Origin of the sequence: Glycocaulis abyssi, from assembly GCF_041429775.1 — a bacterium.
Lineage (GTDB): Bacteria > Pseudomonadota > Alphaproteobacteria > Caulobacterales > Maricaulaceae > Glycocaulis > Glycocaulis abyssi.
Map to the genome: position 1 here is coordinate 2430394 of NZ_CP163421.1, position 14221 is coordinate 2444614.

Sequence of the window (14221 nt, forward strand, 5' to 3'; positions counted from 1 at the left end):
GAGGCTCACTTATCCCGGCCATGAGCGCCCAGGGCCCCGATAACGCGATGCTTGAGCCTGCCGATCCGGCAGCACCCGCCCGTGAGGGCGGAGCCGAAGGCGTGGAAATCGTCACTTTCGGCTGCCGCCTGAATGCCTGGGAAAGCGAGGTCATGCGCGATCATGCGCGCGAGGCCGGGCTTTCCGGCGCGATCATCATCAATACTTGCGCGGTGACGAACGAGGCGGTGCGTCAGGCACGCCAGACCATACGCCGCATGAAGCGCGATAACCCGTCCGCGCAAATGATCGTGACGGGTTGCGCCGCCCAGATTGACCCCAAACGCTTTGCCGCCATGCCGGAAGTGGACCGGGTCATCGGCAATGCGGAGAAGCTGAAAAGCGATACCTTCCGTGCGCACGCCATCTCCGGCGGCGAGACTGTCTCGGTCGGTGACATCATGGCCGTGACAGAAATCGCCGGGCATCTGGTGGACGGGCTGGAGGGCCGTGCGCGCGCTTATGTGCAGGTGCAGACGGGCTGCGACCATCGCTGCACCTTCTGCATCATCCCTTACGGGCGCGGCAATGCGCGCTCCGCCCCTGTGGGCGATGTGGTCGATCAGGTGCGCCGCCTGGTCGAGACCGGCCATACTGAAGTCGTGCTCACCGGCGTCGATATGACCAGCTGGGGCAATGACCTGCCCGGCGCGCCAAAGCTTGGCCGGCTGGTAAAGGCAGTCCTCAAACTGGTGCCGGATCTCAAACGCCTGCGGCTTTCCTCCATCGATGCCATCGAGATTGATGATGATCTGATGGACGTGATCGCCAGCGAAGACCGCTTCTGCCCCTATCTGCATCTGTCCTTGCAAGCAGGCGACGACATGATCCTCAAACGCATGAAGCGCCGTCATCTGCGCGCCGATGCCATCGCGCTGACAGACAGGCTTAAAGCCCTTCGCCCCGATATCGCCTTTGGCGCGGACCTGATTGCCGGTTTCCCGACCGAGACCGACGAAATGTTTGAAAACTCGCTGCGCCTCGTGGATGAGTGCCAGCTCGCCTATCTGCACGTCTTTCCCTATTCGCCCCGCCCCGGCACGCCGGCTGCGCGCATGTCGCAGGTCGATGGCACTATCATCAAGGAACGCGCACGCACCTTGCGCGAAAAGGGCGAGGCGGCGCTGGCCGCCCATCTGGCCGCCATGGTAGGGCGCGAAGAGGTGTTGTTGGTGGAAAAAGACGGTCTGGCGCGCGCGGGCAATTTCGCGCCCGCCCGCATGGACAGCCCGGCCCGGCCCGGCGCGCTGGTGCGCGCGGCCATTACGGGCCATGACACTACCCATCTCATCGCAGACGCGCTGGAGGCGGTATGAACTGGTTCGGCTTTGGCAAGAAAAAGAACAAGCCGGAGGCGGAAACACCTGTCGAGGCTGCTCCGGTAGAGCAATCTGACGCGCCAGCCCCGGCTCCGGGAGAGGAGACGCCGGCGCCTGTTGCCGGTCCGGTTCAGGGTGATGCCGTCACGCCAGTGCCCGATCCCGCCATGGAGCCGGAGCCAGCACCCGAACCCGAAGCGCCGCCCGTTCCGGCAAAGCCTGAAGGCTTTTTCAAGCGGCTCTCATCGGGTCTTGCCAAATCCTCCGCCCAGCTATCGGGCGTCTTCACAAAGCGCAAGCTGGACAGCGAAGCCCTCGACGAGCTGGAGGACTTGCTGATCGCGGCTGATCTCGGCGCCGCCACAGCTGCCAAGGTGATCGACCGGCTGGCAAAGGACCGCTTCGACAAGGATGTCACCGACACCGAAATTCGCGAGGCGCTGGCCGATGTCATCACCGAGACGCTGGAGCCCTATCAGGCCCCGCTCGATATTTCCGGCCCTGCCCCGCAAGTCCTGCTCTTCGTCGGCGTCAATGGGTCGGGCAAGACGACCACGCTGGGCAAGCTGGCCGTGAAGATGACGCGTGAGGGCGCCAATATCATCACCGCAGCCGGTGACACATTCCGCGCGGCGGCTGTGGAGCAGCTGGAAGTCTGGTCAAAGCGCGCAGGCGCGCAATTCCTCTCCCGGCCCCACGGGGCAGATGCGGCGGGGCTTGCCTATGACGCGGTACAGGAAGGCAAGCACCAGAAAGCCGACGCCGTCCTCATCGACACGGCAGGCCGCCTGCAGAACAAGGCCGAGCTGATGGAGGAGCTGCGCAAGATATTGCGCGTGATCGCCAAAATGGACGAGGCGGCTCCTCATCATGTCGTGCTGGTGCTGGACGGCACGGTCGGCTCCAACGCCATCTCGCAGGCCGAAGCCTTCATGGAGGCAGCACGCGTCACCGGTATCGTGATGACCAAGCTCGATGGCACAGCCAAGGGCGGCGCGCTGGTCCAGGTGGCCGAAAAATTCGCCCTGCCCATCCATTTCATCGGTGTCGGCGAGGGCGAGGATGATCTCCAGCCCTTCATCGCGCGTGATTTTGCCAGAGCGCTGGCGGGGCTGGACGCCTGATGGACGTAAATGCGCTCGCCGCGCTCGCCATGATCGGCTCGGCCATGGCGCATTCGGTGATGACGCTGTTCACCAAGCAGGCGAAGGACACGCTGGTCTTTCGCGCGGTGACCATCGTGCTGTGCGTGCCGGTCTGCCTGCCGCTGGCGATTATCCTGCCCTTTCCCGAATGGGAGGTGTGGCGCTTCCTGCTGCTCGGCGCCGCCATCATCTGGGCGTTCAACATGTTCCTCATCGCCGCCTTCCAGCGCGGCGAGATGAACCTCGTTTATCCGGTGATGCGCGGGGCCGCGCCCGCCATGGCGGGGCTATTTGCCTTTTTCTTCCTTGATGAGACGCTGAGCCTGATTGCCATTATCGGCCTTGCTACCGCGTCGGGCGCGATTGTCGCCTTTGCCTGGCCGGAGAAAAACGGCGTACCCAAGGCGGCGGCTCTGGGCTTTGCACTGTCGGCGGCTGTTATGACGGCAGGTTATACGGTGGTGGACGCATCGGGCGTACGCGCCGCCGGTGATCCGATCCTTTATGCGGTCTGGTTCTTCCTGCTCTCGGCGGTAACGATGTGGGTCACGGCGATTGCCCGGCGCGGACGGCGCATTGTGACGGCAGCGCTGCAGGAGCTTCCCGGTTCAGCGAAAAGCATGGTCTTCAATCTCGCTACCTACACGCTCGCGCTCTACGCCTATTCGGTCGCACCGGTCGCCCCGATGGCTGCGCTGCGCGAGACCTCCATCGTGTTCGGCGCGATCCTTGCCGCCCTCGTGCTGAAAGAGCCCTTCGGTCTGCGCAGGGGCGTGCTGGCGCTAATCCTCGCAGGCGGTCTGGCGCTGTTGCAGCTGGGCTAGCTACCAATCCGGCTGGCCAAGGCTTGCGTAATCAGGCAAGGCTCTCACCCGTCACACTAGCGCTGAACAGGAACGCCCCGCCATGAGCACGAACGGCAAGACAATCGGACAGGGAGCAAGGCTGCTGGTTGATGTCGGCCCGGCTGCGGTCTTCATGATCAGCTATAATATCGCCAACCGGGTGCTGGACGAGGGCGCGATCTACTGGTCGACCGGGCTGTTCATGGCCGCGACCGCGATTGCGCTGGCCTATGCGGCGATCTCCCAGAAGCGTTTCCCGCCGATGCTGGTCGTCACCTTCGTGATCGTCACCCTCTTTGGCGCGATGACGATCTATCTGCAGGACCCGATCTTCATCTTCATCAAGCCGACCATCATCAACCTGCTGTTTGCGTTCACGATCCTGTTCAGCTTTGCTTTCGGCTTCAATGTGTGGAAGGCGCTCTTCTCGTCCGTGTTCGAGATGCCCGAACGCATCTGGACCATTCTGGCGATCCGCTGGGCGCTGTTCTTCATCTTCCTGGCGGCGGTCAACGAAGTGCTGTGGCGCCACATCACCGACAGCGTGGTGGTGGATTCTGCGCGCATGTTCGACTGGCTGGAGCTGTCGGAAGCCTTCTGGGTCAATTTCCGCCTTCTGGGCACCTATCCGATCTTCGCGGTCTTCGTGGCCCTCAACATCCCGATCACGCTGAAATGGGCGCGCGCACCCGGCGAGGGTGATGATGAGGAAGGTGGCGATGCAAGCGCGACCGGCGAGGAAATTCCGCAAGGCGAGACCGCTGGGAGCGAACCGGACGCCACGCCTGCACGGTAGTGGTTGCGAAAAACTCCCGCGCCAGCGCTCTTGACTATGGTCACGGCGAGTTGATTGTGCAGGTGCGAGCTTCGCGCATTACAGTTAGTTCATGATGTTGATCCCAGCTCTTCTTGCTTTCGCGCTCACCGATGCCTGTGCCAGCTACCCCGCCGGCATTGGCGAAACGCCCAATCCGGATCATTCCGAGCAGACGCCGGTCGTGGTGGAGCTGTTTACCAGCCAGGGCTGCCCGCCCTGCGTGGAGGCCAATCGCCGTTTTGGTGAGCTGGCTGCGCGCGATGGCGTCATCGCGCTCTCCTATGGCGTAGATTACTGGGACATGTTCGGCTGGGAGGACCAGTTCGCCCAGCCCGCCTTTGCTGACCGCCAGAAGGATTATATCCGCGCCGGTGAGGCGAACCGCGTCTTCACGCCCCATTTTGTCATCAATGGCGGGCCGGAGCGTCTGCGCTTCACCCGTGATGACGTGCCGGCCCGGGTTGCGACCAGCTTGCCGCTGAACGGCGATATCGCCCTGTCACGCCTGTCCGGTCAGCGGCTTCGTCTGGAACTTGATGGCCCGGCTCGTGAAAACCCGGCCGAGGTATGGGCCGTCACCTACCGTCCCGGCCTGATCGTGGTGCCTATTGATGGCGGGCGCAATGCCGGGGCCGAGATGGAGCACCATAATACGGTGGCCGCGCTGGAGCGCCTCGATGACTGGCATGGCGGGCATTACGCGCTGGAATTTGCCGGTCCGGCGGAGGATTTCGGCCTGGCCGTGCTGGTGCAGGATGGCCCCGGCGGCCGGCTCGTCGCTGCCTCGCGCCTGCGCGACTAGCAGGCGGCTATTATTCGGTCACCGGCGTGACAGAGCGCGTGGCGGCCTGCTCCAGCGGACGCGTCATGCGCTCATAGGCATCCCCGCTCACCACAAACCAGAACCCCTCCACATGACGGTGCAGGGTTGAAGCCTCGTCCATCACGTCGTGATTACTGGCATCGACGCTGATCTGCGCGCGGATCGCGCCTTCTTCGCGGAAAAAGCGGTATTCGTAGACCAGCCCGTCAAAGGTCGATGCCCGGTGAAGCGCTATCGGCGCGCCTGCATCGTCACCCGCCTCACCCACATCGCGAAAGCGCACGCGCGCGCCGGCATTGGCCACACCGTTGGCGGCCCCGGCCGTGATGAGCTGCCATGTGCGCGGGCTGGCCAGATCGAAATTGCGCGCGGCCGGGCTTTCGCGCTCGAGAATATAGGCCGGGCCGCTTTCCGGCACGATATAGGCCCGCGCAATGCGCGACGGCTCCAGATTGAAGAAATCAAGGCCCAGCCAGCGCCCCGGATCGGCAATGTCGGGCAGGCTGCCCTCAACGGCAAAGGCGCGCTCCTGCCTGCCTGTGCGGATATAGAGCCGGTTGTCTCCGCGCGTATCACCCACGATTAGCGAGGCGAGCCTGTTCCCGTCCGCATCGGTGATGACCAGGCTGGTGCCGGATCCGCCAAGGGCGGGATCATCCAGGCCCAGCCGGTCAAACCGGGCCGGATCCTGGGTCAGCGCAGCCGTATAGCTCAGCGATGATAATCCCGCATCCAGCTCGGCCAGATATTCCGCGCGTACCGGATAGTTTCCGCGCGAGGGCATGGTCCAGCCATTTTCTGTCCGCTCCATACGGAACAGATTGTCAGAGGTGATGATCTCGATACCCGCAGCGCGGCCTGCCATGTCGCTCCAGCCCGGCAGGACCGGGCCGGACACGTCCCGGCGCGCGTCACGCAAGGCATCGCTGACAAGAGCGGCGCTGCCCAGGGCCAGAAGCGCGAAGCCGCAAAGCGCGATGACAAAGGCGCGCCGGGCGCGGCGGCCAAACAGGCGGTAGCGGATCATGTGCGCCGCCTCCGCCGGATCAGGGTGGTCGCCACGGCCATCACGATGACCAGCAAGGGCGGCACCCAGATGGTCCAGAACTGCAGCCGGTTTTCCAGTGCCACGATTTCACGCCGGAAACCGCGCTCCACATCGCGCAAGGCGGCGCGGGCCGCGACAATCCGTTCCCTCAATGCGTCGGCGCGTGCCGCGCTTGCCGCCCCGGCCCCCCCCAGCGTGGAGGCTTCCCCGGCGGCGCTCAGGCGGGCCAGAGACCCTTCGGCATCGGCCAGCTCCGCGCGCAGCCCGTCCTGCAGCTCGCGAAAGCGTGTTTCCGCCTCGGCGCGCAGGGCTTCGACACGCACCATGGGACGGGCCGATCCGCTGCGTGAGCGCAGATTGACCAGGGCCGGATCACCCGCCAGCGTGTCAGCAAGGTTCAGCATCAGTGCCAGATTGTCGGCGACCATCTGGTCTCCGCTCGCCCCGTCAGCGCGCAGATAGAAGGCAGGGTCCAGCCAGTCCGCATCGGCGATGACGATGATCTCCGCTTGCGCCGGCCCCTCGATATGCGCCGATGCCTCAAAGCGTATCTCACCGGCAGGCGGGCCGTCAGGAAAGGCCGTGCTGATAGGACCGGACAGCTGCGCGGCCAGTGTCAGCGGCGCATTGCTATCGGGCACATAATCGCGCTGCAGCGCGTCCGGCGAGGGCGAGGTCGCCGCGATATCGCCGTCCATGCGCGCCCCGTCCTGCCCGGTCACAATAAGCGGATTGAAGCTCGCCTGCCCGCCCAGCGGTTCCAGCAGGCCGGGCGAGCCGAAATTCACCCCTTGTGACAGGGCTGAAGTTGCCGGCATGGCGTCTGACAGGCCGGAGGGCGGCACTGAGAACCAGAGCGGATAGGCGCGCGTGCGGGTGCGCCCTGCCTCGCTGACCTGAACGGGCAGGCCATGCTCGCGGTCCATCGCCACATAGCTTGGATCATAGCCCACCCCCCAGCGCGTCAGCAGGCGCGGCAGGCGCGAGGTGCGCAGCGCATTGACCGGCGGCAATCCGTCCGGCCCGGTGCGCAGCGCCAGATGGGCCAGCGGATCGAGAGCGGCCAGCACGCGGCCCCGGCGCAGCGCAAACTGGTCGGCAAGATAAAGCTGCTCCTCGGTGAGGTTGGGCGGGTGCAGGAGGAAGAGCGCGTCTGCGTCGGGAATGGCGGTGAAACGCTCATCCAGCCAGCGCACATCATAGGTCTGCGCCAGCGCATCGATGATCGGATTGGCTGAGCGTCCATCCGGTCCCGGCGCGAAAGGCAGGGAGGAGATGATGGCGATGACGGGCGTGCGCGCGCGCTCCAGCTCCGCGATCACCCGGACGATCTCGTATTCCAGCCGGGCTTCTTCTGCCGGATCGAAAAAGGCGATGATACGCGTTCCGTCCAGCGTGTTGGTGCCGGTCAGGCCAAAGAAAAGCTGTCCGCCATCCTCGGTTGGCACCGCTTCAAGACCGGCGGCGATGGCCGCGTCCTCTGCCGGGCTGAAAGGCTGCGGGTCGATCTCTGAAAGCTGGATGCGTCCGCCAGAGCGCGCCGCGACACCGCGCAAAAGCTCGCGCACGCGCGCGCCATAGGCCCGCAGCGCCGGATAACGCGCCGCCGCGCCGCGCGAATAGTAGAAATTCAGCGCGACCGGCTCTTCCAGCCGGTTGATGACCTCGATCGTGCCGGGGCTGAGCCGGTAGAGCCGCCCCTCGGTCAGATCGAGGCGCACGCCGTCGGCAAACACGCCCGCCAGCAGGTTCAGGCCGACAAAGCCTGCCACCAGCCCGGAGGCGACGAGCGCGAGAAGCCGTGCCGGATTCATCGTCCGCCTCCGCGCCGCGTGTCGATCAGCGCCATGGCCAGCGCAAGGCCCGTTGCGATGAGCGAGAGGAAATAGATGAGATCGGCCAGGCTGATAACGCCGCGCCGCAGCGATTCAAAGCGTGACAGGGCTGACAGGCCCGCCATCGCCTCGGCAAACACGCCCGGCAGATGCGCCGCCACCGCGTCCAGCACCAGCGGCAGGCCGGCGGCCGTCAGGATGAGGCACACCCCCATGGCCAGCACAAAGGCGACGACCTGGTTGGAGGTGGTCGCCGACAGGGCCTGCGAGATCGCGAGATATCCCCCTGCCAGAAGCAGCCCGCCAAAATAGGCGGTGGCAATCGCGGCATTGTCCGGATGGCCCAGATAATTGACGGCCATCCACAAGGGGAAGGTTAGCGCCAGCGCCAGCGCCGCAAGGCTCCATGCGGCGAGGAACTTCGCCAGCGCCGCGGCCCATAGCGGTATCGGCGCGGCCAGCAGCATTTCCAGCGTGCCGGTCTCGCGCTCCTCGGCCCAGGCGCGCATGGCCAGCGCGGGCATCAGTACCATGAGAAGCCAGGGCAGATAGTCAAAAAGCGGGGTCAGATCGGCCCGGCCCGTATCGAAAAGCCGGCCCACATGCCAGGCAAAGCTCGGCGCGGCGATGGCAAAGGCGGTCAGGAACACCCAGGCCAGCGGGGTTTCGAAATAGGCGGCAAGCTCGCGCCTGAAGACGGCCCACAGCGCGGTCATGCGGATGGCCTCTTGCGGCTGCGTTTCAGCTTTGCGGCCGATTGCTCGGCGCTGTTGCCCGTCAGCATCCGGAAGGCACCGGCAAGGCTCTGGTCCGGCGCGCTGCCAATCAGGCCGGCGGGCGTTGTATCGCTGACAATACGCCCGCCTGTGATGACAATCGCGCGGGTGCATATCGCCTCGACTTCATCGAGCAGATGGGTCGAGATCAATATGGTTTTCTCCGGCGCCATCATGCGGATCAGGGCGCGCACCCCGTCCTTCTGGTTGGGATCCAGCCCGTCGGTCGGCTCATCAAGGACGAGAACGGCCGGATCGTGGGCAATCGCGGCGGCCAGCGCCGCACGGCGCTTGAACCCTTTGGAGAGCATGCCGATGGGCCGGTTGGCAGTCTCGCCCATGCGCGCGCGCTCCAGCGCCAGCTCGGCTGCGTTGCGAAGCGCCTTGCCGGTAAAGCCGCGCACACGCAGATGAAACCGGGTAAAGGCGCGCGGTGTCATGGCCGGGTAGGCGGGTGCACCTTCGGGCAGATAGCCAAGCGCGCTCTGGGCTGCGCGGCGTGCGCGCACCACATCATGGCCGGCAATCGCGGCTGTGCCGGAATCCGGTTCCAGACACCCGGTCAGCATGCGCATCGTGGTGGATTTGCCAGCCCCGTTCGGGCCGAGCAGGGCAACAACCTCGCCCTTTGCAGCCGAAAAACTGATGCCATCGACCGCGCGCGTGGGGCCGAAATGCTTCACAAGGTCATGCGCGTCTATCATGGGGCGGGCAAGAACCAGGTCGCAGGAAAAACGAGAAAGCAAAGCCATAGCGCGCCTGACGCGCCGCGGCTAGCCGCATCGGTGATGCTGGCGCGCAAGATACTGGAAAAAAGGGGGTGTACCGGCCAGCCCGGCAAGCCCGGATCCGGGGGGCTGGGGGGGCTGAAATCCAGATCAGGCTTGATGGCCCGGAACCGACCGGCACCGCTCAAAATGCGCACGCGGTGCGGCGCGCGGACGGCGGGAATAAGGCGGGACTGTGGCAGCGCATGAAATCTTTGTAAGTCGACGCGAATTCCCCCAAGCTGGGTCATCCGCAATCTGGACACCGGCATGACACCACTGGACGCGCAAGCTGGCAGCCCCAAGGTGATGTTCGATCGCCGCGAGCTGGATACGATTTTGCGTGTCTATGGCATGATGGTGGCGGCGGGCGAATGGCGCGACTACGCCATTGACGGCCTCAAGGACCGCGCGGAGTTTTCCGTTTTCCGCCACGCGGCGGAGTTTCCCCTCTACCGTATCGTCAAGACGCCTGCCGATGCGCGAAAGCAGGGCGCGTGGAAGATCGTTTCGGCCACCGGCGTGATCCTCAGGCGCGGCCATGAGCTGGCGCAGGTGCTGAAAGTTTTCGACAAGGCGCGGCTAAGGCTGGCGTGAGGTGACGATCTCTCTTGTCCTCCCCCGTTTACGGGGGAGGTGGTCCGAAGGACCGGAGGGGGGATGTTTTATTATGAGTTCCCCCCCCCTCGCCGCTTCGCGGCACTCCCCCCGTGAACGGGGGGAGACAGGGACAAGCCGGGCCATGACAACAGTTCGGCAACAAAAAAAGCCCCGGCCAGATGACCGGGGCGCTTTCATGTTCGAAAGGCGTTTGAAGCCTAGTCGCGATTGCCCAGCAGCATCAGGATGACCTGGAACATGTTCACGAACGCGATGTAGAGGTTCAGCGCGCCGTAATTGGTCATCACGGCCATGGAGCGCTGGTCGCCTGCAATGCTGGCATAGGTCAGCTTCAGGTTCTGCGTCTGCCAGGCGGTCACGCCTGCCATCAGCACCAGCACGGCCAGCTGGATAATCATTTCCATGCCGCTCGACTGGATGAAGAAGCTGTTGATGATACCGATGGCGATCACGCCCAGCACGCCCATGAAGAGGAAGACGCGCAAGGGCTGCAGGTTCGTCTTCGTGGTGTAGCCATAGAGCGACAGGCCCAGGAAGGCCGCGGCCGTGATGGCAAAAGCCTGCGCGATGGTGCCGAAGGTGATGTTCAGCGTCGTGCCCGACATGGTTTCGCCGGCAACGCCCGACAGGGCCAGCGCCACCCAGATGGACAGGCCAGAGCCGATCAGCGCGACAATCGCCCAGTACAGCACCGCCGATCCGACCGGAGAGGGGTTACGCATGAAGAACATCGAGCCGAACAGCAGCGCGATGGGACCAAACTGGACGACAAAGATCAGCGGCGGGGTCAGCACGGCCTGTGTCAGGGCCGGAATGGCCGCACTGCCGATCAGGAAGGCCAGCGCGCCCGACACAAGAAGGCCAAGGGCCATCTTGTTGTAGACGCCCAGCATGAAGCTGCGAAGCCCGGCATCGACGCTTGTGTCGAGCGTGCCTGCGCCATAGGCGGGTCTGGAAAACTGGTTCATGGGTGTCTCACTAACCTCATTGCAAACAGGGGCAGCGGACGGGTGCGACGGCACCCACGCTTGTTTCTATATATCATGGGGAAACACGCCCGATTCAAGGGAAACCGCCATGACAAGCTGTGTCAGGCGGCCCATATCTTTCCCCTCGTCCTTCGAGACGCCCGCTTCGCTCGCCCATTCAAACCCCAAACACTGTCATCACCCGCATTGCCTTGCCCCTCGTCATGCCCGCGCAAGCGGGCATCCAGAGCTGATTGGCAACTGTCTTTGCCCTTCGATCTCTGGACCCCCGTCGTCACGGGGGTGACGAAGAGGCGGAGGATAGATCCCCACTTATCCCCCTCCTGTGAACTTGCCGCATAATAGCCAGCGTTCATCTCCGGCAAGACGGCGGTCCGGAATGCGTCCCGGCCGGGAGATGAAGCGGTGACTTGAGACGGGGTGCGCCCTGATGTCTGGCCAATGCCGGGCATCGACGCGGGGTTCACCCTCAGGTTCAGGCGGCCGGCAGAGCGGAAAACCGTAGCGGGCGCGGCTCGTCTCACCCTTGTGGACGGCTATACAGGTCCAGCTGGACCGGCTGACCCTTGGGAGGGCTTGCTGACGTCACGGAGGCTACGGCTATGGAGCAGCGTAAGGTATCCGCCCCGGCTGAAGAAACACCTGCGTGCGGGCGGCCTTGAGAGGGCCCGTTTGAACGTTCGCGATTGGCCATCCCATGGCCGCCCGCGCCATCCGTTGCCTCAACCTCACTCCGGAACCGGGTGGGGATGGGGGTGTTGGACGCTGCGTCAGGCGGCTTTACGCTCGAAATCCATGAAGACCGGGTCGATATCGCCCAGATGCTTGGACTGGTAGCGCGTCGTGATGTGATCTTCCGGCGCGACACGCCAGTCATCGGCGCAAGCGGCCGTCCATTGAAGCTCCGGCACGTCCAGCAATAGCGGCAGCGCCCAGTCGGCATAGACGCGCACATCGGTTGCCACCCTCAGCCGCCCGCCCGGCTTCAGGATGCGCGACAGCTGAGCCGCGGTATCGGCCTGCACAAACCGCCGGAAGGCATGGCGCTTTTTCGGCCACGGATCGGGAAACAGCAGGAACACCCGGTCAAAAGCGGCATCGGGCATGCGTTCGATCTCGTCGCGCGCATCGGCGCGTTTCACCCGAACATTGGAAAGCCCGTGCTCCTCAATGCCGGTCAGCGCCTTGGCGACGCCATTGAGGAAGGGCTCGATCCCGATAAAGCCGGTATCGGATGCGCGCGCGGCCTGCCCGATCAGATGCTCGGACGCGCCAAACCCGATCTCCAGAACATGCGCCTTGAAGCCCGGCAGCAGGGCCTGCGGGTCAACCGCGCCCTCATCGGCCCAGCTAAGGCCCGGCAGCATCGTATCCACCAGATGCTGCTGGCGCGCCGACAGGGCATGGCCCTTGGCCCGCCCGTAAAGGCGCCGGGAGGAGGCGGGCTTTTCCTCGCTCATGGCGTCAGGCAAGGCCCTTGAGCTGGTCTACAAGGTCGGTCTTCTCCCAGGAGAAGCCGCCATCAGCGTCCGGCGTGCGACCGAAATGGCCATAGGCCGCCGTGCGCGCATAGATCGGCTTGTTCAGCTGAAGATGGGTGCGGATGCCGCGCGGCGACAGATTCATCAGCTGCGGCAGCACGCTTTCCAGCTTTGCCTCATCGATATTGCCCGTGCCGTGCAGATCGACATAGACCGCCAGAGGCTTGGCCACGCCGATAGCATATGCGAGCTGGATCGTGCACTTTCGCGCCAGCCCCGCTGCCACGACATTCTTGGCCAGATAGCGCGCGGCATAGGCTGCCGAGCGGTCCACCTTGGTCGGATCCTTGCCCGAAAACGCGCCGCCGCCATGGGGCGCCGCGCCGCCATAGGTGTCCACGATGATCTTGCGGCCCGTCAGGCCGGCATCGCCATCCGGTCCGCCAATGACGAACTTGCCGGTCGGGTTCACGTAGAATTCGTCCTCGGGCGGGAACCAGCCCTCGGGCAGCACCGATTTCACCACCGGGCGCACCAGCTCGCGCACCTCGTCCAGAGACGCGCCTGCAGTGTGCTGGGTGGAGACCACCACCGAGGTGACGCCAACCGGCTGGCCGTTCTCATAGCGCAGGGACACCTGCGACTTGGCGTCCGGCTCGAACTGTTTCACCGCGCCGGATTTGCGCAGCCGGGCCATCTCTTTGAGGATCTGGTGGGAATAGAGGATGGGGGCTGGCATCAGTTCCGGCGTCTCGTCGGTGGCAAAGCCGAACATGATGCCCTGATCGCCTGCGCCTTCCTCGGTATAGGAGCCTGTGCCTTCATCCACACCGGCGGCGATGTCGGCGGATTGTTCGTGAAGATAGTTGGAGAAGGCCGCCGTTTCCCAGTGGAAGCCGTCCTGCTCGTAGCCGATATCCTTCACCGCTGCGCGCACGGCCGCCTCTATCGCGTCACCGGACACCTCATTGGCGCAGCGCACCTCGCCAGCCAGCACGATCCGGTTGGTGGTGGTCAGCGTTTCGCACGCCACACGCGCCACCGGGTCGCTGGCAAGATAGAGGTCAACGATCGTGTCGGAGATACGGTCGCATACCTTGTCGGGATGCCCCTCAGAAACACTCTCGCTGGTAAAGATATAGGATGAACGCGCCACAAATGACCTCATATAAAGCTTCCTTTATATGCGGGCTTAAAGACCATCTGGGCCGCGAACGCAAGCGGGGAAGTGTGTACCCGCCCTATTCGCCGGCCTGATCGCTGTCGGCCAGCGAGCGGACAAGCTCGAGTACACGGCGGCGCACCTTGGGGTCGGTGATTTTCGAAAAGGCCTGTGCCAGCGCCACGCCGTCGGGCGATTGCAGGAAGTCATTGACGATCGGCGTCTGGTCGCCTTCGGCAAATCCGGTGGGCTGCTGCGCCGTGCTGGTGGCGCCATCGTAGAAGAAGGAGACGGGCACTTCGAGAACCCGCGCCAGATGCCAGAGCCGTCCGGCACCGATGCGATTGGCCCCGCGCTCATACTTTTGCACCTGCTGGAACGTGACGCCGAGCTCCTCGCCAAGCTTCTCCTGGCTCATTTCCATCATCTGCCGGCGCAGCCGGACGCGTGAACCGACATGACGGTCTATCGGATTGGGCTCTCGCGGGTTGGGCGGCATGACAAACTATCCTTGAACAAGCAAAGCCCACATGTCCTTGATAACAATAGCACAG

Annotated in this window: 14 protein-coding genes; 6 read left to right on the forward strand and 8 right to left on the reverse strand. The window is 64.4% G+C overall.

The features are described 5' to 3' along the window. The first annotated feature begins 47 nt into the window (after positions 1 to 47). The 5 genes from mtaB to AB6B38_RS11805 all read left to right on the forward strand — a co-directional run bounded on the left by mtaB (position 48) and on the right by AB6B38_RS11805 (position 4967). Positions 48 to 1355, forward strand: coding sequence for a tRNA (N(6)-L-threonylcarbamoyladenosine(37)-C(2))-methylthiotransferase MtaB (mtaB, locus tag AB6B38_RS11785; RefSeq protein WP_371395102.1), 1308 nt, complete (start codon positions 48 to 50; stop codon positions 1353 to 1355). Continuing rightward, positions 1352 to 2482, forward strand: a complete 1131-nt coding sequence (ftsY, locus tag AB6B38_RS11790) for a signal recognition particle-docking protein FtsY (protein WP_371393049.1) — start codon at positions 1352 to 1354, stop codon at positions 2480 to 2482. The genes mtaB and ftsY overlap by 4 nt, the downstream gene beginning before the upstream one ends. Continuing rightward, positions 2482 to 3327: a hypothetical protein gene (locus tag AB6B38_RS11795; RefSeq protein ID WP_371393050.1), complete on the forward strand. Its 846-nt coding sequence runs from the start codon at positions 2482 to 2484 to the stop codon at positions 3325 to 3327. Before ftsY ends, AB6B38_RS11795 begins: the two co-directional genes overlap by 1 nt. Positions 3328 to 3409: 82 nt before the next feature. Further along, positions 3410 to 4144 (forward strand): inner membrane-spanning protein YciB, encoded by a 735-nt coding sequence (locus AB6B38_RS11800; protein ID WP_371393051.1) that lies wholly within the window; start codon positions 3410 to 3412, stop codon positions 4142 to 4144. A 91-nt stretch (positions 4145 to 4235) separates the two neighbouring features. Further along, positions 4236 to 4967 carry a DUF1223 domain-containing protein gene (locus AB6B38_RS11805; protein WP_371393052.1) on the forward strand — a complete coding sequence of 244 codons (732 nt, stop codon included), beginning with the start codon at positions 4236 to 4238 and terminating at the stop codon, positions 4965 to 4967. 10 nt (positions 4968 to 4977) lie between these two features. Here AB6B38_RS11805 and AB6B38_RS11810 read toward each other — a convergent pair whose 3' ends face one another. From AB6B38_RS11810 to AB6B38_RS11825, 4 genes are read right to left on the reverse strand one after another with little or no spacing between them, the layout of a single operon-like run. After that, entirely contained in the window at positions 4978 to 6015 is a 1038-nt protein-coding gene (locus AB6B38_RS11810; RefSeq protein ID WP_371393053.1) for a DUF4340 domain-containing protein, read from the reverse strand. Next, positions 6012 to 7850, reverse strand: coding sequence for a Gldg family protein (locus tag AB6B38_RS11815; RefSeq protein WP_371393054.1), 1839 nt, complete (start codon positions 7848 to 7850; stop codon positions 6012 to 6014). The genes AB6B38_RS11810 and AB6B38_RS11815 overlap by 4 nt, the downstream gene beginning before the upstream one ends. Next, the gene (locus AB6B38_RS11820; protein ID WP_371393055.1) at positions 7847 to 8587 is read right to left on the reverse strand and encodes an ABC transporter permease; all 741 of its coding nucleotides are present in this window, start codon (positions 8585 to 8587) and stop codon (positions 7847 to 7849) included. The genes AB6B38_RS11815 and AB6B38_RS11820 overlap by 4 nt, the downstream gene beginning before the upstream one ends. Then, positions 8584 to 9351: an ABC transporter ATP-binding protein gene (locus tag AB6B38_RS11825; protein WP_371393056.1), complete on the reverse strand. Its 768-nt coding sequence runs from the start codon at positions 9349 to 9351 to the stop codon at positions 8584 to 8586. The genes AB6B38_RS11820 and AB6B38_RS11825 overlap by 4 nt, the downstream gene beginning before the upstream one ends. Positions 9352 to 9684: 333 nt before the next feature. Between AB6B38_RS11825 and AB6B38_RS11830 the strand changes: the two genes are divergently transcribed. Further along, on the forward strand, positions 9685 to 10011 hold the full coding sequence (locus AB6B38_RS11830; RefSeq protein ID WP_371393057.1) for a DUF2794 domain-containing protein: 327 nt from the start codon (positions 9685 to 9687) through the stop codon (positions 10009 to 10011). Positions 10012 to 10232: 221 nt separating this feature from the next. Here AB6B38_RS11830 and AB6B38_RS11835 read toward each other — a convergent pair whose 3' ends face one another. From AB6B38_RS11835 to AB6B38_RS11850, 4 genes are all read right to left on the reverse strand, one after another. Then, positions 10233 to 11003 carry a Bax inhibitor-1 family protein gene (locus tag AB6B38_RS11835; protein ID WP_371393058.1) on the reverse strand — a complete coding sequence of 257 codons (771 nt, stop codon included), beginning with the start codon at positions 11001 to 11003 and terminating at the stop codon, positions 10233 to 10235. 791 nt (positions 11004 to 11794) lie between these two features. After that, the gene (gene trmB, locus AB6B38_RS11840; protein ID WP_371393059.1) at positions 11795 to 12484 is read right to left on the reverse strand and encodes a tRNA (guanosine(46)-N7)-methyltransferase TrmB; all 690 of its coding nucleotides are present in this window, start codon (positions 12482 to 12484) and stop codon (positions 11795 to 11797) included. Positions 12485 to 12488: 4 nt separating this feature from the next. After that, a complete protein-coding gene (gene metK / locus AB6B38_RS11845) occupies positions 12489 to 13673 on the reverse strand; it encodes a methionine adenosyltransferase (protein ID WP_371393060.1) in 1185 nt (394 codons plus the stop codon). Between the two features lie 73 nt (positions 13674 to 13746). Beyond that, positions 13747 to 14166: a helix-turn-helix domain-containing protein gene (locus tag AB6B38_RS11850; protein ID WP_371393061.1), complete on the reverse strand. Its 420-nt coding sequence runs from the start codon at positions 14164 to 14166 to the stop codon at positions 13747 to 13749. Between the last annotated feature and the right edge of the window lie 55 nt (positions 14167 to 14221).